This is a genomic window from Streptomyces sp. NPDC005576 (assembly GCF_042871745.1).
Lineage (GTDB): Bacteria > Actinomycetota > Actinomycetes > Streptomycetales > Streptomycetaceae > Streptomyces.
Map to the genome: position 1 here is coordinate 16,382 of NZ_JBIAJC010000001.1, position 18,636 is coordinate 35,017.

At 71.0% G+C, this 18,636-nt stretch carries 19 protein-coding genes and 1 pseudogene; 9 read left to right on the plus strand and 11 right to left on the minus strand.

Annotated elements, in window-relative coordinates; all coding sequences use genetic code 11:
* Positions 1-156 precede the first annotated feature (156 nt).
* Positions 157-1,386 (plus strand): cellulose-binding domain-containing protein, encoded by a 1,230-nt coding sequence (locus tag ACFYPN_RS00090; RefSeq protein WP_389296278.1) that lies wholly within the window; start codon positions 157-159, stop codon positions 1,384-1,386.
* A gap of 351 nt (positions 1,387-1,737) precedes the next feature.
* Here ACFYPN_RS00090 and ACFYPN_RS00095 read toward each other — a convergent pair whose 3' ends face one another.
* From ACFYPN_RS00095 to ACFYPN_RS00105, 3 genes are read right to left on the minus strand one after another with little or no spacing between them, the layout of a single operon-like run.
* The gene (locus ACFYPN_RS00095) at positions 1,738-2,358 is read right to left on the minus strand and encodes a GPP34 family phosphoprotein (protein WP_358760966.1); all 621 of its coding nucleotides are present in this window, start codon (positions 2,356-2,358) and stop codon (positions 1,738-1,740) included.
* A gap of 10 nt (positions 2,359-2,368) precedes the next feature.
* On the minus strand, positions 2,369-2,887 hold the full coding sequence (locus ACFYPN_RS00100) for an FAD-dependent oxidoreductase (protein WP_358760965.1): 519 nt from the start codon (positions 2,885-2,887) through the stop codon (positions 2,369-2,371).
* Between the two features lie 36 nt (positions 2,888-2,923).
* Positions 2,924-3,064 (minus strand): hypothetical protein, encoded by a 141-nt coding sequence (locus tag ACFYPN_RS00105; protein WP_358760964.1) that lies wholly within the window; start codon positions 3,062-3,064, stop codon positions 2,924-2,926.
* A 506-nt stretch (positions 3,065-3,570) separates the two neighbouring features.
* On the opposite strand from ACFYPN_RS00105, the gene ACFYPN_RS00110 reads away from it, so the two are divergent.
* Complete coding sequence (locus tag ACFYPN_RS00110; RefSeq protein WP_358760963.1) at positions 3,571-3,735, plus strand: hypothetical protein; 165 nt, start codon at positions 3,571-3,573, stop codon at positions 3,733-3,735.
* Here the strand turns inward: ACFYPN_RS00110 and ACFYPN_RS00115 are convergent.
* A complete protein-coding gene (locus ACFYPN_RS00115) occupies positions 3,704-5,158 on the minus strand; it encodes a dienelactone hydrolase family protein (protein WP_389296279.1) in 1,455 nt (484 codons plus the stop codon). The genes ACFYPN_RS00110 and ACFYPN_RS00115 overlap by 32 nt on opposite strands.
* Positions 5,159-5,493: 335 nt before the next feature.
* Positions 5,494-5,706 carry a DUF6243 family protein gene (locus ACFYPN_RS00120; protein ID WP_358760961.1) on the minus strand — a complete coding sequence of 71 codons (213 nt, stop codon included), beginning with the start codon at positions 5,704-5,706 and terminating at the stop codon, positions 5,494-5,496.
* A 527-nt stretch (positions 5,707-6,233) separates the two neighbouring features.
* Between ACFYPN_RS00120 and ACFYPN_RS00125 the strand changes: the two genes are divergently transcribed.
* From ACFYPN_RS00125 to ACFYPN_RS00145, 5 genes are all read left to right on the plus strand, one after another.
* On the plus strand, positions 6,234-6,437 hold the full coding sequence (locus ACFYPN_RS00125; protein WP_358764409.1) for a hypothetical protein: 204 nt from the start codon (positions 6,234-6,236) through the stop codon (positions 6,435-6,437).
* Complete coding sequence (locus ACFYPN_RS00130) at positions 6,434-7,231, plus strand: molybdopterin-dependent oxidoreductase (RefSeq protein ID WP_358764407.1); 798 nt, start codon at positions 6,434-6,436, stop codon at positions 7,229-7,231. The genes ACFYPN_RS00125 and ACFYPN_RS00130 overlap by 4 nt, the downstream gene beginning before the upstream one ends.
* Positions 7,232-7,244: 13 nt before the next feature.
* Positions 7,245-7,850: a cytochrome b/b6 domain-containing protein gene (locus ACFYPN_RS00135; RefSeq protein ID WP_389296562.1), complete on the plus strand. Its 606-nt coding sequence runs from the start codon at positions 7,245-7,247 to the stop codon at positions 7,848-7,850.
* Positions 7,851-8,025: 175 nt separating this feature from the next.
* Positions 8,026-9,249, plus strand: a complete 1,224-nt coding sequence (locus ACFYPN_RS00140; RefSeq protein ID WP_358764403.1) for a histidine kinase — start codon at positions 8,026-8,028, stop codon at positions 9,247-9,249.
* Positions 9,246-9,911: a response regulator transcription factor gene (locus tag ACFYPN_RS00145; protein ID WP_358764401.1), complete on the plus strand. Its 666-nt coding sequence runs from the start codon at positions 9,246-9,248 to the stop codon at positions 9,909-9,911. The genes ACFYPN_RS00140 and ACFYPN_RS00145 overlap by 4 nt, the downstream gene beginning before the upstream one ends.
* 35 nt (positions 9,912-9,946) lie before the next feature.
* Here the strand turns inward: ACFYPN_RS00145 and ACFYPN_RS00150 are convergent, their stop codons facing one another.
* The 6 genes and pseudogenes from ACFYPN_RS00150 to ACFYPN_RS00175 all read right to left on the minus strand — a co-directional run bounded on the left by ACFYPN_RS00150 (position 9,947) and on the right by ACFYPN_RS00175 (position 16,061).
* Complete coding sequence (locus ACFYPN_RS00150) at positions 9,947-10,504, minus strand: hypothetical protein (RefSeq protein WP_358764399.1); 558 nt, start codon at positions 10,502-10,504, stop codon at positions 9,947-9,949.
* Between the two features lie 224 nt (positions 10,505-10,728).
* Entirely contained in the window at positions 10,729-11,286 is a 558-nt protein-coding gene (locus ACFYPN_RS00155) for a hypothetical protein (RefSeq protein ID WP_358764397.1), read from the minus strand.
* A gap of 67 nt (positions 11,287-11,353) precedes the next feature.
* Positions 11,354-13,651, minus strand: coding sequence for a hypothetical protein (locus ACFYPN_RS00160; protein ID WP_389296280.1), 2,298 nt, complete (start codon positions 13,649-13,651; stop codon positions 11,354-11,356).
* Positions 13,652-13,688: 37 nt separating this feature from the next.
* Positions 13,689-14,182: pseudogene (locus ACFYPN_RS00165) on the minus strand (hypothetical protein).
* Between the two features lie 455 nt (positions 14,183-14,637).
* A complete protein-coding gene (locus tag ACFYPN_RS00170; protein ID WP_389296281.1) occupies positions 14,638-15,063 on the minus strand; it encodes an NUDIX hydrolase in 426 nt (141 codons plus the stop codon).
* Positions 15,064-15,332: 269 nt separating this feature from the next.
* Positions 15,333-16,061 carry an SDR family oxidoreductase gene (locus ACFYPN_RS00175; protein ID WP_389296282.1) on the minus strand — a complete coding sequence of 243 codons (729 nt, stop codon included), beginning with the start codon at positions 16,059-16,061 and terminating at the stop codon, positions 15,333-15,335.
* A 369-nt stretch (positions 16,062-16,430) separates the two neighbouring features.
* Between ACFYPN_RS00175 and ACFYPN_RS00180 the strand changes: the two genes are divergently transcribed.
* On the plus strand, positions 16,431-17,075 hold the full coding sequence (locus ACFYPN_RS00180) for a LysE family translocator (protein ID WP_389296283.1): 645 nt from the start codon (positions 16,431-16,433) through the stop codon (positions 17,073-17,075).
* A 140-nt stretch (positions 17,076-17,215) separates the two neighbouring features.
* Positions 17,216-18,526: an MFS transporter gene (locus ACFYPN_RS00185; RefSeq protein ID WP_358764387.1), complete on the plus strand. Its 1,311-nt coding sequence runs from the start codon at positions 17,216-17,218 to the stop codon at positions 18,524-18,526.
* Positions 18,527-18,636 lie beyond the last annotated feature (110 nt).

Consider the following 18,636-nt stretch of genomic DNA (forward strand, 5'->3'; position numbering starts at 1 on the left):
TCCGCGGGTCCGCGGGTCCGCGGGTCCGCGGATCCGCGGGTGCTCGGCAACTGGAGCAGCCCCGCGTATTGACAGTACGCCGACAAGTCGATGTGATGAATGGGAGCGCTCCCACAGCTGGACTGTCCTCCAGTTCCCCCCTCCGAGGAGGCGCACATGCCGATTCTTCCCCTTCTCCCCCCGCGACCGCTGCGCAGACCGTGGACGGCGGCCGGGGCCGCTCTCGCGCTGGCCCTGTCCCTCTTCGTCGCGGTGCCCGCCAGCGGCTCCAGCGCGGCGTCGGGGTGCCGGGTCGACTACACGGCCGACCAATGGACCGGCGGCTACACCGCCCAAGTGCACATCACCAACACCGGCGCCCCGCTGAGTGGTTGGCGGCTGACGTGGACGTACGGCGGTGACCGGCGCGTCACCTCCGCCTGGAACGCCACCGTCACGCAGGTCGGCCGCTCGGTGAGCGCCGTCAACGTGGCCTGGAACGGAGCGCTGGCCACCGGCGGTACCGCCGACTTCGGACTGCAGGGGACCTGGCAGTCGGCCGACTCGCCACCCACGGACTTCGCCCTCAACGGCGTGTCCTGCGGCGGCGACGGCACCTCCCCACCGACCACGCCGCCCCCCACCACGCCGCCTCCCACGACACCGCCCCCCACCACGCCGCCTCCCACGACGCCGCCTCCCACGACACCACCCTCCGCGGAGTGCGGCAGTGCCGCCATCTGTGAGAACTTCGAGGACCAGGCCAGCCCGGCCCCCGCCGGAAGCTGGCGGTTCACGGCGCCCGACTGCCAAGGCACGGGCACAGCCGCGGTCGACACGGCAGTGGCGCACAGCGGTACGCGATCGCTGCGGTTGGACGGGCGAGCCGGTTACTGCAACCACGCCTTCGTGGCCTCCACCGCGGACTTGTCGTCGGTCGGTCCCGTACTGCACGTCCGCATGTGGGTGCGCCACACCACCGCGCTCCCGGCCGCCCACGTCACCTTCGTGTCGATGCCGGACAGCTCCCAGGGCGGCAAGGCGTTGCGGATCGGCGGACAGAACGGTGCCCTGCAGTGGAATCGGGAGAGCGACGACGCCACGCTCCCGGCGCAGAGCCCGGTCGGGGTGGGGCTCAGCAAGCCCCTGCCGACAGGCAGTTGGCAGTGCCTGCGGTTCGCGGTCGACACCTCGGCACCCAAACTCGACACCTGGCTCAACGACGAGCAGGTCCCAGGGCTGCACGCCGACGGCGTACCGACGCAGGACGTCGACCAGCAGTGGCTCTCCCGGACCACTCCGCCGAAGCCCACCGCCCTGCGGCTGGGCTGGGAGAGTTACGGGACCGGCGACGACACCCTGTGGTTCGACGACGTGGTCGTCGGCTCCTCGCCGGTCGGCTGCTGACGGTCGGCTCCTCGCCGGTCGGCTGTTGACGGCCGACTGCCCGGCCGGCGGCAGGAGTGGCGGCGACGGCGGGCTGACGGCGACTCCGCGAAGGCGGAGCCCGTCGGCCCGTCTCCCGCCCCGGTCTTTCTCTCCCGCGGCCGTCGATGTTCAGGCGGCGAAGCCCTCAAGGTACTGAGCCGCAGGGCTGTTGATACGGCTGACGGACGGGTGTCCGTCGAGCCCTTGTCGGCCCCTGCCGCCGCCTGAACCACAGGGCCGGACGTCAGGTGCTCAGGAGGGAGGGCGTAGACCTCTTGGGTGATGAGGGCCCGGGTCTTCGGTGCGGGCCGCCGACTCCAGCGCCCCGGCCTACGGGCCGCGCCAGAGGTTGGCGTAGGCCGCGTTCTCGATCGACCGCCTCTGGCGTACGGCTTCCAGCTCCATCACCGCGTCGTGGACGGCGGCCACGACCGTGGCCGCCGCCCCGTCGTCGAGGCCGGGCTCCTCGTCGGTGTCGAGCGATCTCTCGTCGCTGACCCCGACGGCCGCGGCGAGGGCGGCCAGTACGGGTTCGCGATCCCTCCACCGGTCCTCGGCCCGGCGGCGCGCGGGTGTGTCCGCCGCCTCCACGCGTTCCGCCCCGAGGGAGAGCCGGCCTCTACGCTCGCGCGTCAGATCGCCGTCCTCCTCCAGTGCGGTCTGGTACGCGGCCGAGAGGTCACGGCCCCGGCGCCACAACCAGTCCTCGATCCGCTCATAGGGCGCCTGCGGGGTGAGCCCTGCCGCAGCCTCGCCCAGCAGCCGGTCGTCGAGCGACTGCGACCCCCGCGGCACGATGCGGTCGTCCTCCACACCGGCCGCCCCCGTACCGATGAGGTCGATCAGCTCGGCTCCCGCGAGGGCGAGCGAGAGGTCACCTTGCCCCACGGGTTCCGTCGAACTCGAACCGGAGTCCATGGCGGTGAGGAACAGATCCCTTGCCGTGGTCACGAGCGGCTCCTCAGAACGACATCGGGGATGGAACGACTTCGGGGGATGTCCGGGACATCGGGCACGACTGCGTTTCCGCCGGTCCGCCCGGTGTCCATGGCACGTCCGGCGGCGGCGCGGCCACCTCCTCAGTATCGCCCCCGACGCCCATCGCGTCCAGGTAGTCGATCATGGCGGGCCCGTGCGCGAATTTGCTCTCGAGCAGTTCGCGGGGCGCGCGACCGCCGACGAGGGCATCCACATAGCGGTGCGCGGCGGCCGGGTCGGCCTCGGGGTCGCGCTGGTGGCGGTGGCCCGGCACCCAGGCCGTGCCGGCCGAGTGGGCAGTGGTACCGCCGAGCCATTCGGTCTTCTCCAGGACGAGGACATCGAGTCCCGCCTGGGCGCCGACAGCCGCGGCACCGAGGCCGCCCGCGCCGGAGCCGAGGACGAGCAGGTCGACCTCGTGGTCCCAGCGCGACGGTGAGGGGAACCGCCCCCAGCCGCCCATGCGAGGTTTCGCCACCCCGTCGACGTGGTCCGGCGCCACCCACACGATCTCCAGCCGGCCCTCCAGTTGCTCCCGTCATCGGGTCACGGACTCGACGACGCGGGTGAGTTGGCTGCGGCCTGGCATGAGTGCCGCCCGATTGAGCAGGCCCCAGCCGCAGAACTGGGTGTTGGCCAGCTCGATGCGGTCGGCCTTCCAGCGGAGAGCCAGCTCCACGAGTCCGTCGATCGCGTCCAGATGGTGCCGGTGGAGGAGGACGTTGACGCCGAGCGGCAGCCCGGCCTCCTTGACCGGGGCCGCCGCCTCCTTCGCGGCGAACGCCCTGCTGCCCCGATACGGTCCGAGGCTTCGGGGTCCGTGTGCTGCACGGAGAGCTGGACGCTGCGCAGCCCGGCCGACGCGAGCGCGGCGAGCCGCTGCTCGGTGAGACCCGAGCCACTGGTGACCAACTGGGTCTCCGTGAATGCTGTTCGGCGCCCGCGACGATCTCCTCCAGGTCCCTGCGGAGCAGCGGTTCGCCGCCCTACAGGTGGGTCTGGAGGACACTGGGCTCGGCCGCCCGGCGGGAAGACGTCCACCCAGTCGGCGGCCGACAGCTCCCTCGAACGACCCCAGGTATGCCGCGCTCGAAGAACTCGGCCGCGCCGTGCGTACGGTCTTCGCCTGCGACTACCTCGCCGCCCCCAGCCCTGCGCCGGGAGATCCACGGGGGCCTCCAGGTCGTGGAGAACCGGAACTCGGCGAACACCGGGCTCCACTACGGCAAGGACGGCGCGCTGACCGGCCCGGACAAGGAGCACGCTGAGACCTCGATGCTCGCCCTGCACCTGCCGTCGACTGCCGCGGCGCAGCTGATCAGCGGCTGTTGCTCGGGCGGTAGACGCTGAGGTCGCCGTAGGCCGACAGAACGCCGGCCAGGTCACCGGGTTGGTGCCGCAGGCTGGTGTCAAGGAAGGCGAGAGTGGTTGCGGCGACGACGCGCGGGCTCTCGGTGCGGCCCAGGGAGCCCACTATCGAGGGCACAGGCGGCAGGTACAGGGGGCCGTCCATGAAGGTGAGGTGCGCGGCACCGGGGATGGTGAGCCGGTAGCTCGTCGCGGTGCTGAGCTTGAGGACCTTGGTGAGGCGGGGCAGGTAGTCCGGGTCGGTTCCGGGGGTGATCGCCTGGGTGAGCGCGAGCGTCGGCCGGTGGAGGGAGGGCGAGGTGGGGCCGTGGGGGTAGCCGTCCAGGTCGATGACGGCGTCGAACCGGCCGTCCTGCCGGGCTGCCTGCAGGGCGGCAGCACCTCCCATGGAGTGGCCGGTCACCGCGACCCGGCTGGTGTCCAGGCGTCCGGTCAGCGGGCCGGTGATCTCACCTCGATCCAGACGGTCCAGCTGGGTGAGGACGAAGCTGAGGTCAGCGGCCCGAACAGCTGTCCAGCCGGCCGCCAGCGTGTCGTCCTTGTCCCGGTCGCCGGTGGAGGCGGTCCTGGTGTGAATCGTTCGGCCGTCGGTGAGGACGACGGCGGCAGAGTCGTACGGGTGGTCGAGGGCGGCGACCACATAGCCGTGGCTGGCCAGTTCCTCCGCCCAGGCGGTGTTCTGGGTGCGCACTCCGCCTGACCCCGGGGAGAACAGTACGACCGGGAATCGTCTGCTCCTGCCGGCCACTGCGGCGTTGAAGACCGAATGGGTGTGGGCGCGCGGGATGCCGTCGACCAGGAAGCCGGGCAGGCCGACCTGGCGAGCGAGGGCGGCGGAGACGATGCGCGCCTCGTGCTCCGTGCGTCCCAGGTACCGGGCCCGCTGCGCGCCTGGGGGGCTCTCCTGCGCGGGATACCAGAGCTGGACCACGACCGTGCGCCGGTCGTGCGGGCCGGCGGTGAAGGTCTCGGGGCGGTGTGGGTCGGTCCACTGCACCACACGGGTGCCGACCGCGAACCGGCCTGACGGCTCGGGAAACACGGGTACGGGAAAGGACCAGGCAGCCACCGGGCCCGCGGCTATCAAGCCGACGCAAGCAGCCGACCCCGGCAACGCCAGCCACCATCGGGCCCGCCAGGCCGGCCGACTGCTACGGCGTCGCAACAGAGGAGGGAAGGCGAACGGCAGCGCGAAGGCAGCCCCTGCCCATACCGGTAGCATCTGCCAGCGGATCCCCGCCACACTCAGCACGATCGTGGACAGCACCCACACCACCCCGGCCGCGATCGTGACGGGCGGGCGGGCGCCGGGGGGAAGCCAGCGCGCCACCACCAGTGCGACGGCACCCAGCAAGGCAAGAAATTCCAGAGGGGACATGTACAGCCCCGTGATGATCTCGGTCATCCGGCCATCCTCAGCGCGGGGCACGCCATGCCACATCGATCCCGGGTCGCTATCGTGTGCGACCGGAGTCGTAATCTGAGGCCCGTCCCCCGTGCAACCGGAGTCGCAACCGAACACGCCGGTTCAGCAGCCACTCTGCGACTACGGGGGTAGCGCACCATCGGACGGTTGAGTGCCGGTCGGGCGAGGCGGGCCATGGGACGTACGCACCCGACCGCAGCCCCTCCCGGCCCCGGCCGACGGCAGCAGGGTCCGGACCGCGCGTCGCGGTCCGGACCCTGCTGGTGTGGCGCTATTCGTTCATGGCCCTGCTGGTACGGCTCTGCCGCGGTGCGTCAGCTCTGAGCGGCGTCGTCGCCGTCCGTCTGCCCGGCGTCGTCGGCCGTGCCCGCCTTCTCGCGCATCTTGCGCACCAGCTCGGCCTTCTGGTCGGCGGCACCCTGGCGGTCGAGGTTGCGGTGCGGACCGTTGTTCTGCCGCTCGGTGCGGGACAGCTTCTTGCGCTGACCGCCGCCCATGCCCACGGGGTTGTTGATGTTCTTGCTCACGGGTTCTCCCGGAATGATGTGAAGTGATCTACGGATTCATCGGTGGGGGACGGGCGCGGCGACGTCGAAGGACGTCAGCGGGGGCCCGTCACGCTCTCACTCGTAAACCGGTGTCGTCTGGAAGAACATGACCACGACGTTACCCGGTCCCGCCTGCCTCGCACACCAGGCGTTTCGCGGGGTCCCTCCGGTGGTCTCCGGCGGATGCGGGGGGGGGGGGGGGGGGGGGGGGGGGGGGGGGGCCCCCCCCCCGCGCCCCCGGCGGGGGGGGGGGCGGCGGGGGGGGGGGGGGGGGGCCGGGGGGGGGGGGGGGGGGGGGGGGGGGGGGGGGGGGGGGGGGGGGGGGGGCGGGCGGGGGGGGGGGGGGCCCCCCCGCGCCCCCCCCCCCCCCCCCCCCGCGGACCCGGGCCGGTGGTAGCCCGACTTCGTTCCTGCGGATGACCGCCGGGGAGCGGGTTCGCGGAGAGACTGGATCCTGTCGGCGACGGCACGTCGCAGGACAGTGCGGACCTCCCGGGGAGCAGCGGATGAAGAAGTGGGTACGGCCACTGGTCGGAGCGGTTCTGCTCCTGGTGGGAGTGGTGTGGGCGCTGCAGGGCTCCGGCGCCATCGACAACAGCGAGGTGATGTCCGGCGAGTCCCAGTGGCTGTTCATCGGCCTGGTCGTGGCCGTCGTCGGTCTGTACCTCCTGGTCGGCGGCATCAGGAAACTGCGGACCGGCCGACGATGACCGCCGACGACGCCGACCGCTCCGGCAACGCCGACCGCTCCGGCAACGCCGGCAGCCCCGGCCGCGAGGGCGGCCCGGTCCCGCTGAGCGATGAGGGCAGGCCCGTCGGACGGCGGATCATCCTGGGCGCTCTGGGGCTGGGCGCCCTGGGAGTGGCCGTGGGCGCGCCCGCGCAACGCCGACTCGACGACACGCTCGCCGCGGTGGCCGGCAAGGACCCCACCGGCCTCGTCTCGGTACTGCCCGGGGGCGGGGGCTTCCGCTTCTACTCCGTCGCCGACAAGGTCCCGCACCGGTCCGCAGACGACTACCGGCTGACCGTGGACGGGCTGGTGGACCGCCCCGGCTCGTACACGCTGGACGAACTGATGGCCATGCCGAGCACCCGCCTGGTGCGGGACGTGCAGTGCGTCACCGGCTGGCGCGTGCCCCACACGCCCTTCACCGGGGTACGGCTCTCCCATCTCCTCGACGTCTGCGGGGTACGGCCCGAAGCAGCCGCGGTGCGGTTCACCTGCTTCGACGGGGTCTACTCCGAGAGCCTCACTCTCGACCAGGCACGACGGAGCGACATGCTGGTCTCCTACGAGATGCGGGACGAGCCGCTGACCGCCGCCCACGGCGGACCGGTGCGCCTGTACGCGGCTCCCATGTACTTCTACAAGTCGGCCAAGTGGCTGTCCGGCATCACCGTCACCGATCATGTGCAGCCCGGTTACTGGGAGCACCTCGGCTACGACGTGGACGGCTGGGTCGGCAAGTCGAACGGACGCGATGATGCCCCGACCAGCTGAACGACCTGACCTCATCGTGCGGTTCACCGCTGCCGAGCGCTGGATCCACCGGGGCACCGCCGCGCTGGTCGGGACAGCCCTCGTCACCGCCGCGCTCCTCTACCTGCCGGTGCTCGCCGAACTCGTCGGGCGACGGCGGCTGTTGGTGACCGTGCACGAGTGGGCGGGCATCGCCATGCCCGTCCCGCTCGCGGCCGGACTGGTCTCCCGGGCGTTCCGTGCCGACCTGGGCCGACTGAACCGGTTCGGCCCGCACGACCGCGGCTGGATACGGGCCACCCTGCACGGACGGCCCCGTACGGCCGGAAAGTTCAACGCCGGGCAGAAGCTGTACGCGAACGCCCTCTCCGGAGCCCTCCTCGTCATGATCGGCACGGGGCTCCTGATGTGGTTCCCCGGCATCGCGCCCCTCCTGTGGCGCACCGGCGCGACCTTCGTCCACGACTGGCTGGCCCTGCTCGTCGCCGCCCTGGTCCTCGGCCACATCCGGATGGCCGTCCGTGACGCCCAGGCCCGCCGTGGGCTGCGCACCGGGGAGGTCCCCCGGTACTGGGCCCGAGAGCACCACCCCCTGTGGGAGGAGGAGAACCCGGCGCCCGCCATGCACCGGGAGCCCTGACGTACCCCCGGTGCGGGGGCGGGAACTATCCTGCGCCCACCGCTCATACGGCGACGTACGGGACCCGGCGCACGGCGCACGGCGCACGGCGCACGGGACCCGGGACCCGGCACACGGCACACGGCACACGGCACACGGCACACGGCGCACGGCGCACGGCACGCAGAGGAGGGACATGGCAGCGGACACCGGCATCCGGTCGGCGCTGAGGAACCTCGCCGACCGCCCGGCTCGCCATCCGCTCGCCGTGGACGCCGTCGCCATGGTCTGCTGCGTGCTCATCACCGGACCGGTCATGATGCTGGTCTCGCACCACGGCCGATCCGATCTCCGTCCCGCCGGAACGGTCTCCGCCGTCTGCAGCGTGCTGGTGCTGGGCGCGCACCGGTGGCCGCGCGCGACGACATGGGCGACGGCCACCACCAGCGTGCTGCTCCTCGCCCTCGTGCCCGACATGCCGCCACCCCCCGCGCCGGCGGTCGCGGCGCTCTTCCTGCTCGCCGCCCGGACGGACCGCCGCACCGCCGTACGCACCAGCGCGGCGGTGGGCGTCGCGATGACCGTGGCCGCGTTCCTCGTACGCCCCGAATTCCCGGCGGTGGAGTCCAACCTCGCGCTCCTGGCGTGGACCCAGCTGCCCACGGCGGTCGGGGACGCGGTACGGAGCCGACGCGAACTGCTCGCCTCCTACCGGGAACGGGCCGAGCACGCCGAGGCGACCCGGGAGGACGAAGCACGCCGGCGGGTGGTCGCCGAACGCATGCGCCTCGCCCGGGAACTGCACGACGTCGTGACGCACCACCTCACCCTGGTCAACGCACAAGCCGGAGTGGCGGCCCATCTGGTGCGCCAGGACGCCGAGCGCGCCTACGAGGCCCTCGGGCAGATCCGCGACACCAGCCGGGCGGCACTCGACGAACTGCGCGCCACCGTCGGCCTGCTGCGCCAGGCGGACGAGCCCGACCAGCCCCTCGCCCCCGCGCCCGGACTCCGCGACCTGCCCGCGCTGCTGGACTCGTTCCGCCACGCGGGACTCCACGTCGAAGCCCGGTACGACAGGCTGCCGGCCGCGCTTCCGCCCCTGACCGACCTGGCCGCCTACCGGGTGGTCCAGGAGGCGATGACCAACGCGCAGAAGCACGTCGCCGGCGCCCGGGTGTCCGTGGCCGTCGAGACGCACCCGACCCACCTGGAGGTCTCCGTCACCGACGACGGGGGCACCGGACCGGGACCCGGCCCCGGCACCGGCCTGGGCTTGGTCAGCCTCACGGAACGCGTACGGGCTACGGGAGGAACCCTGCGCCACGGCCTCCGGACGGGAGGCGGATTCCGTGTGCACGCGCTCCTGCCCCTCGCCGTGAACACCCCTGCGCAGGCCGGCCCCCGGGAGGGCGAATGAGCGTCCGTGTCCTCCTCGTCGACGACCAGGCGCTCCTGAGAGGAACCTTCCGCATCCTGCTGGAGGCCACGCCCGGCATCGAGGTCGTCGGTGAGGCGTGCGACGGTGCGGAGGCCGTGGACCAGGTCCGGCGTGAGCCGGTGGACGTGGTGGTGATGGACATCCGGATGCCCGGCCTCGACGGGATCGAGGCGACCCGGATCATCACCGCGGACCAGACGCTGGCCAAGGTGAGAGTGCTCATCCTGACCACGTTCGAGACCGACGAGCACGTGGCGGAGGCACTGCGGGCGGGCGCGAGCGGATTCGTCGGCAAAGGCATCCACCCCCAGGATCTGATCGACGCGATCATGACGGTCGCCGCCGGTGACGCGCTGCTGTCACCCCTCGCGACCCGGTCGCTGATCCAGCGCTTCCTCGCCGGCACACCTCCCGTGCGGACCGCCACGCCGGCGCTGGAGAGCCTGACCGGGCGCGAGCGCGAGGTGGTGGTGCTCGCGGCCACCGGGCTCTCCAACGACGAGATCGCGGATCACCTGGGCATCTCCGTCCTCACGGCCAAGACCCACGTGAACCGGGCCATGGTGAAACTGGGAGTGCGGGACAGGGCGCACCTCGTCATCGCCGCCTACGAGAGCGGCCTGGTCCACCCCGCACAGTGAACGCCCCGGGCGGGGCGAGCCTCTGTGTACGGGGGTCACTCGCAGGCGTCCGACCGGTTCACCGCCGCGGTGTAGCTGTTGGTCAGGGTCTTGATGGCCGCTTTGTCGTCGATGCGGGGATCGAATGCCTGGACGATCGCGAAGAGACGCATTTCCGGGTGTTTCGACGACGTGCAGGAAGAGGTCTTGCCCACGCCTGCCGTCCCTGTCCAGGCGAACCGGTAGTCGTCCGTCGTCTCCGCGCCGTTCGTGCCGGAGTACGCCCCCGAGACCGTCATCCCGGTGTCCAGGCGGTCCCACCACGTCTGGGTGAAGCGGAGGACCGTCTTGCCGTCCACGGACAGATCGCAGCGGACCGTCCCGCTGTTCGGCTTCGAGATCGCCGTGGACAGGGAATCGCCGCCGGGCAGCAGGGGCTTCACCTGTGCGGGGTCGACCGTGATTCCGCAGAGCGAGGTGGGCACGGTGAAGTTCTTTCTGGCCGGTTCGTCGCCGCCGGAGCATGCCGACAGGGTTGAGGCGAGTACGGCGGCGGCCAGGGTAACGCCCGGGCCGATGAGCCGGTGACGCCGGAGAGTTCCACGGACGGACAACGGAAGATGCCTTTCGAGGTTCGTAGGGGGACGGCGCGGCGGGCGCCGTTCACGGACGGTCGATCATGTCCGTCCTCGTGGGTGGGGGGTGGGGGCGCGATCGAGGCGTCCGCCTCCGCGGCTTTGAATCCCTCGTGAGCGCGTCGACGCGCCATGTCGTCGATGCCGGTGTCCAACAGGTCGTCACGGTGGTGCGCCTTCGTGGCGATACGGTGCGGCGAGGGTTACTCGCAGGCGGCCGACCTGTCCACCGCAGCGGTGTAGCTGTTGATCAAAGCCTTCATGGCCGCCTTGTCGTCGATGCCGGAGTCGAGGACTTGGACGATCGCGAAGAGAGCCAAATCCGGGTGTTCCGACGATGCGCACGAAGCGGTCTTGCCGACGCCGGCCTTCCCGGCCCAGACGAACCGGTAGTCGTCCGTGGTCTCTCCGCCGTCCGTGTAGGCGTACGCCTCCGCGACCGTCGTCCCGGTCTCCCCTCTTCCCCACCACGCCTGGGTGAGGCGCAGGGCCACCTTGCCGTCCACGGACACGACGCAGCGGGTCGTCCCTCCGTTCGGCTTCGAGACCGCCGACGAGAGGAAATCCCCTCCCGGCAGCGCTGCTTTCACCAATGCCGGCTCGACCGTGACCCCGCACAGTGTGGTGGGCACGGTGTAGTTCTTCGCGGCCGGTTCGTCGCCGGAGCATGCGGACAGGCTGGAGACGAGGACAGCGGCGGCGGACAGGCAGATGGCTGTGCCGATGAACCGGTGGCGCCGGAGAGTTCCACTGACGGACAAAACGAGATGCCTTTCTGGATTCAGCACGGAGACAACACGGAGGGCACCGGCATTCCCGGACGGTCGATCAGATCTCCGTCCTCAAGTGTGGCGCCATGAACGAGGCGTCCGTACCGGCGGCCCGGAACCCGGTCTGGGCGGCCGTGCGAGCCTTCTCGTCGATGCTGTCGTCCAACAGGTCGCTCCGGTGGTGCGCCTTTGCCGCGCTCTCTACAGCCTGCTCGGTGTAGTCGGAATTCTTGTCGAGGCATTCCTCCCACAACTTGCCCATGACCGGGCCCGCGTCGTCCTTGGCGTGACCCTCGGCGTCCTGGAAGAGGGCTTCGAGGACCATGCTGCTCACCGTCCCCGCCGCACCTCCGGCCACCGCGCCGCCGACCGGGCTGGCGATGAACGACGTACCGACGCCGATACCCGTGCCGATGCCTCCGGAGACGGCGTTCTTCCACTGGCCCACGGACTGGTCGAACTCCGTGTCGGCCACATCGGCGGGGCCCGCAACCGCTTCCTGGCGGCCGACGGCCAGCGTGCCGGACACCCCGCCCGAAGCGTAAGCGACCTGATCGACGGCGAACTGCGAGTCGTTCGAGTAGCGGGCGCCGGCCGCAAGGTCCGGGTTCATGTGGTAGTCCATGAGGTTCGCCATGTACGCCTTGTTGGCCACCTCCACGGCGGCGTACCCCTCGGGATTCTGTCCGACGGTCACCAACAGAGCTATCGCGTCACGGTGGTTGAGTGAGGCGGAGCTGCCGGCGACGGGGAAGAGCCTGGTGATGTCCTCGTCCTGGTCGTCGGCCATGGCCCGGTTGATGTCCGGCAGGTACTCCGAAGTGATCTGCCCGATGCTGTCGGACATGTAACTGTGCCCCGTGAGAAGCTCGTTGTCGTCCGCGACGGAAGCCACGATCGACTCGAAGAGCTTGGCCTGTCCGTCGTTGTGGGCCGGGGTGTCCGCCGTCGGCAGCTCGCCCGCCGGGTGACCCGTCGCGGCGGCCTCCAGGGCGAGGGCGAGGTTGTTGCGGCCCGTGTTGATCTCGTCGCCGTGCAGGTTGCTCTCCTCGGGCCAGTCCCGCTCCTCGAAGAGGTACTGGAAGTTGGAGAGCGGGACCTTCCCGTTCTTGCCGTTGCCGTCCGTGTCGCGCTCGAAGGGGGAGTCGTCCTTGGAGACGTACTCCTCGTTGAAGAAGTCGGTCGCCGCGTCCGGGCTGTTGCACAGGCCCTTGAGGTAACCGGTCAGCGGGTCGGAACCACTGTCCTCACCGATCCGGTTGAGGGAGGGGTCGATGCCCATCTGCTGCCACGCCAGGTTGGCGTGCTCGCCGTTGCCGGTGAGCTTGCGTTCGGTCTCCATGAGCGCGGTGCCGTAGCTCTTGAGGAACTGGTCGTCGTAGTCCCCGGTCCGCATCAGGTTGCTCATGACCTGGAAGCCCATGGGGCCGCCGCCGTCCCGGCCGATGGGCTGCTCGCCCAGCTTGATCATGTTGCCCTTCCAGCTCGTCATGTCGGCGGAGTCGCTCTGCGTGGCGGTGGCGAGCGTCATGCCGAGATTGCGCTGGAGGTCGTCGAGCTTGTCGAGCCGTTCACGGCCCACATTCGGGTTCACGGCGAAGTCGTTGACGCCCTCCCAGAACTCGAGGGTCTTCTGCGGCCCGAGCCGTGTGGCGAACCGCTCGGCGAAGAGCGGGTCGTCCCTGTACTTCGCGAGTCCTTCGTTGACCTGGTCGAACTCGGCGGGCGTGAGGTTCTTGGGGTCCTTCCCCGCGATCTTGGCCAGGTCTTCCGCCGCCTCGACGGCGTCCGCCGCAGAGTCGCGGTCCTGGTAACTGGCGTCCGAGAAGCCCGTCCTGGACTGATCGGCTATCGCGATCAGCACCTTGCTCGCTGAATCGTCGCTCTCCGTAGCCCTGTTGAGTATCCCCTGCACCTCGTCGCGCAGTGCGGTGACGTCACTCTCGGTGTGTTCCGGGACGGTGGTGCCCTTCGCCGCCCGGTCCGGGTGGATATTCATGGTGACGGTGAAGCCACCGCCGCTGCTGATGACGGTCAGGTTCTTCGCCTGCCCGCGGGTGATGGCGGCCTCCAGATCCTTCTTGAACTGCCGCAGCTCGTCCCGGGTGTCACCGAGAATGTGGTGGATGGTGGTGGCCTGCGTGTGGGCATCGCCGAACTCGCCGGCGGTCTTGCCTATGAACTCCTTGGTGACCTGGGCGTTCACGCCGGCCCAGTCGGCCGAGTTCGCGGTCTGGTGCAGGCCGTCCTCGGCCTGCTTCTTCAGCTCCGCCAGGTGTCGCACGAGTTGGTCCCAGTCGGAGACGGCTTGGTCGAGCGTCGCGAAGTTGGCGAAGCGCAGCGCGTCGAGATCCATGAGGTGTCGTTTCTCCTGTACGTCTGTGGTCGCGCCGCTACTTCTTCGGTTCGTACGCCGGGTTCTTCTTGCCCGGTTCGCCGACCCGCTCGTCGAATCCGGCGTCCAGGGCGTCGATGCTGCTCATCTGCCGCTGGATGTAGTGCTCGTCCCCGGCATGCACCTTCTTGGTGACCTGCATGTGGTTGGAGATGTGGGCGCACGCGTCCATGAGCGACTTCAACTGCTCCTCCCACCGGTTCGACACATGCTTGAGCCCGCCACCCAGCGCGAAGCCCTGACCGCTCAGATCACCGGCGGCCCTGTCGCTGCTGGGAGTGGCCACCCGGGCCTTGCTGCAGAGGTTGTTGTAGAGGGAGTGCGCCCCCCGCCGATCTTCGTCAGGTCGCTCTGGGACACCTTGAGGTCGCCCGTCTGCCCGGGCAGAGCCGGGTAGCCGCCGTCCCCCGGTTCGAGATGGTTCAACTGCATCCCGGTCGAATGCCGATCGGCGGCATCCGTCTGCAACTGTTCCCACTCGTCCCACACCACGGAAAGCCCTTCCCCCGCTCGACTCTCCCGTCCCGCCCGGCGGGCGCTCCGGCTTCAAGGGGTGTCCGGCGCCTCGTGACCGGGGTCGCGACGCCCGAAACCGCGTCTCGCGGTGGTGTGCGAACGTCCGCGTCGAACCGGTACGTGGATTCCCCTCCGCCTTGCGACGCACTGCATCCGGCGCCGCGCATCGATGCGCCACGGATCGCGGGACAGCCCTGGGACCACGCTAGCAATTCGCCAAGATGTTCACAGGGATCGATGTCCGGATCGGTGGACGGTAGTTGTGCGCGTCTCGCGGAGGCGCCAGGAGGGGCCCGGGTCGAATGCCTGGATTCGTCCGGGAGTGGCCGGTCCCTCCGCTGTCGGACCGCAGAGTCAGGGCCCGACCGCCCAGGCGCCGCATTGGCGCGAAGCCATGGCACCGCGCCGGTGGACGCCTCCGACGAGCGTGGTCACCGGTCCAGCATGTCGAGGCCGTCGATCGCCGCAGGGGAGAGCACCGAGCGCGTGAGGCCGGACCGCGCCATCCAGCGGACCTCGGCGGTGGACCCGTCGGTCTCGACGACCCGCGGTGTGCCGGGCCTGAGATCGACGCGGTAGAAGAGGCCCACCAGGTGCCAACGCACCCCCAGCCGATGGGCGGCGTAACTGCGCGCGTCGACCAGACGGGAGTCGAGGACTTCGAGTCCGGTCTCCTCGTACAGCTCGCGGGCCAGCGTCTCCTGCGGCTGTTCGCCGAAGTCGATCCCGCCGCCCGGGAGGTGCCACAGGCCGGGGAGGAACACCGGCGACGCCTCCGAGAGCCGGGTCAGCAGGAGGTGATCCTCCCTCGTGACCAGCCCGTAGGCCGAGACGCGTGTGCGCGCCTGCTCAGCCATGCATCCCCCTCCGGCGGCGGTGTGTCGGCTTGCTGAACTCTCGTACGCGACGTACAGGACGTACGGGATGTACGAGAACCCGTCCGGCCCCCGTCCCGATCATGTCGCAGTGACGGGGGCGCCGTGAAGTCCCGGAGTCCCCCGCCCGGCCCGGCGTCCGAGCAGCACCGCCGCACCGCCGCACCACCCCACCGCCGCACCGCCACACCGGGCCCCGGCCCCCCTCCCTCCGGGGCGGCACGGGCGAGAAGCTCGGGCGAGGAGGCTGCTCAGGCGAGCCAGTCGGTGTAGCGGGTGGGCGCGAGGTGGGCGTTCTTGTCCGTGAGTACGTCACCCTTGACGGCGGCGAACATCCCGGCCGTCGGGTCCGTGACGACGGTGCGGCCGTCGGACGCGTGGGCGACGGTGATCCGGCCCAGTTCGTCCAGGGTGAAGACGTCCGGACCGGCGATGTTCCGCACCCCGCCCAGCGGGGAGCCGGTGGCGACCTCGGCCACCGCCAGGGCCACGTCGGCGGCGGCGATCGGCTGGATCGGGGTGGCGGGCAGCCGGACGGTGCCGTTCTCGGTGGTCCAGGAGAGCACCGACTCGACGAACTCCATGAACTGGGTCGCGCGGACGATCGAGTACGGGATCGGTCCGGCCGCGAGGATGTCCTCCTGGAGCTTCTTGGCCCGGTAGTAGTCCAGCTCGGGGACCTGGTCCACGCCCACGATCGAGAGGATCACGAAGTGGCCGACCCCGCCCTGCGCGCCCGCTGCCAGGAGGTTGTCCATCGACTTCTGGAAGAAGGCGGGGGAGGCCTCGTCGAAGGTGGGGGAGTTCGTCAGGTTGACGATCACGTCCGCCTCCGCCACCGCCTCCTCCAGCCCATGCCCGCTGATGACGTCGATTCCGGTGGACTGGGCATGCGGAACCGCCTCGTGACCTGCGGCGTTCAGATCGTTGACGACCTGCGAGCCGATCAGCCCGGTACCGCCGATGACCGCGAATCTCATGGGATGCCCTTCGCTCGGAGACGTACCCGAAATATGACATAAGGGTGCGCGACGAGTGCCGTCCTGGCGTGGCGTCCGGGTGCATCCGGCGGCCGGGCGGAAGGCTTCACCGCCTGCGCGGTCCAACCGCCCGCGGCCGCTCGGACCCGGCGGGCCTGCCGGTCGGCCCGGGCTTTTCAGGGTGCGGCGAGAACGCCGGGCGTGCTCTCCGGCGAGTCCGCCGTGCCGACGGAAGCGAAGAATCACCGACACCCGCGAGGTGCCGCGGGCGGCTCCCCACGCCGGACCGACCGGATACCGATCGACATCGCCGGCGCCCGACGACCCCGCCCGAATGCCGTGGAGGGCCGTCCCGATACGCTCGCCGCCATGGCAACGAGCACCTCGCTGTGGACCTTCGCCCTCGTCGTGGGGCTCCTCACCCTCACTCCGGGGCTCGACACCGCCCTGATCCTGCGAACCTCGGCCCTCGGCCGGCGTCGGCGGGCATGGGGCGTCGTCCTCGGTATCCAGACGGGCACCCTCACCTGGGGGGCCCTCACCTCCTTGGGCGTGACCGCGCTCCTCACCGCCTCCCACCTCGCCTACGAGACGCTCCGCTGGGTGGGAGCCGCCTACCTCGTGTGGATGGGCGCACGGATGCTCCGCGACACCTTCAAGGGCCGGACACCCACGGCGGAGGACGTCCCCGCGGGCCTGCTGCCCGCCGGAGCGGACTCCCTCGGCGGCGGCTGGCGGCAGGGATTTCTGACCAATCTGCTCAACCCGAAGATGGGTGCGTTCTACGTCGCGCTCCTGCCCCAGTTCATCCCGCCCGGCGCCGACCACTTCACCGCGGGACTTCTGCTGACGAGCGTGCACATCGCCCTCGGACTGGCCTGGTCGGCCGTGCTGATCGGTTGCGCCCGGCTCCTCAACGGCTGGCTCCGCAAGCCCCGCGCCCGCCGGCTGCTCGACCGGATCACCGGCACGGTCGTCGCCGGATTCGGCATCCGCCTGGCGTTCGGCGAGTGACCCGGGACTCCGCCGGACGCACCTGATCGGCCGCCGGGAACGCCCGTCCCTCCTTGTCGCACGGGCCCGAGGGGCAGGGGGCGCCTCCCGCCCGGAGGGGTGCGTTCCAGCAGGTCGGGGGAGGGCCGCTACCATCCGGCGTGACCCAAAAGAGCAAACCGGATGTACACCGCACACGCATATTCGCCGATCTGACCCCGCTGCGCGTCTCGCCCGACTACCGGCGACTGTGGTTCGGCAGCACCGTCTCCTGGATCGGGCAGGGGATGACCTCGCTCGCGGTGTCGCTCCAGGTGTACGACCTCACCGGGTCCGCCTTCTCCGTGGGGCTCATCGGCTTCTGCTCGCTCGTACCGCTGGTCTTCTTCGGTCTGTACGGGGGCGCCATCGCCGACACGATGGACCGGCGCAAGCTCGGACTCGGCAGCTCCGCAGGATCGTTCCTGCTCTCGATGGTCCTGGTCGCCTCCGCCTTCGCGGGGGTGGAGGAGGTCTGGCTGCTGTACCTGATCGTCGCCCTCCAGGCCGTCTGCTTCGCGCTCAACTCCCCGGCCCGCAGCTCGATGATCCCCCGGCTGCTGCCGCCCGAACAGCTGCCCGCGGCCAATGCGCTCGGCTCCCTCACCAGCACCACCGGCACCCTCGTCGGCCCCATGCTGGGCGGCGTGATCGTCGGCTGGTGGGGCTACCGCGCCGCTTACACCGTGGACGTCGTCACCTTCACCGCCTCCCTGTACGCCATGTGGCGCCTGCCCGCGATGCTGCCCGACCGGAGCGGTGACGCCCCCGCCGGTACGGCCGCTTCCGGTACCGGGGCGGGGGTGGAACAGCGGCCCAAGCGGGCCTCCGTGCTGGAGGGGCTGCGGTTCCTCGGCACCCGCCCCAACCTGCGGATGACCTTCTTCAGCGACCTCTGCGCGATGGTGCTCGCCAGCCCCAAGGCGCTCTTCCCCGTCGTCGCCATCGTCTGGTACCACGGCGACGCGCGCACCACCGGACTCCTCGTCGCGGCCCCGGCGTTCGGCGCCCTCGTCGGAGGGGTCTGCTCGGGGTGGCTCGGGCAGGTCCGACGGCACGGGCTCGCGGTCGTCTGCGCCGTCGCCGGCTGGGGTGCGGCGATCGCCGCCTTCGGCCTCACCCGCCAGCTCTGGCTCGGCATCGTCTTCCTGGCGCTCGCGGGGTGCGCCGACACCTTCTCCATGGTCTTCCGCGGCACCATGCTCCAGGCCGCCGTGCCGGACCGGATGCGCGGACGACTCCAGGGCGTCTTCATCATCGTGGTCGCCGGAGGGCCCCGCCTCGGCGACTTCCTGGCCGGCTCCGTCGCCGACCTGGCCTCTCCGGGTGTCGCCGTCACCGGCGGAGGCATCGCGTGCGTGGTCGCGGTGCTGCTGCTGGCGCTCAAGTGGCGCGGCTTCCTCCACTACGACGCCCGGAACCCGCAGCCCTGACCCGACCCTCCGCCCCGACCCTCCGGCCTGCCCGGGATGTGGCGGTGGCCCGTCCGGGATGCGGGACGTGGTTGTCGGGCGGGCGGCGGGCGGATCAGGATGCCCCCATG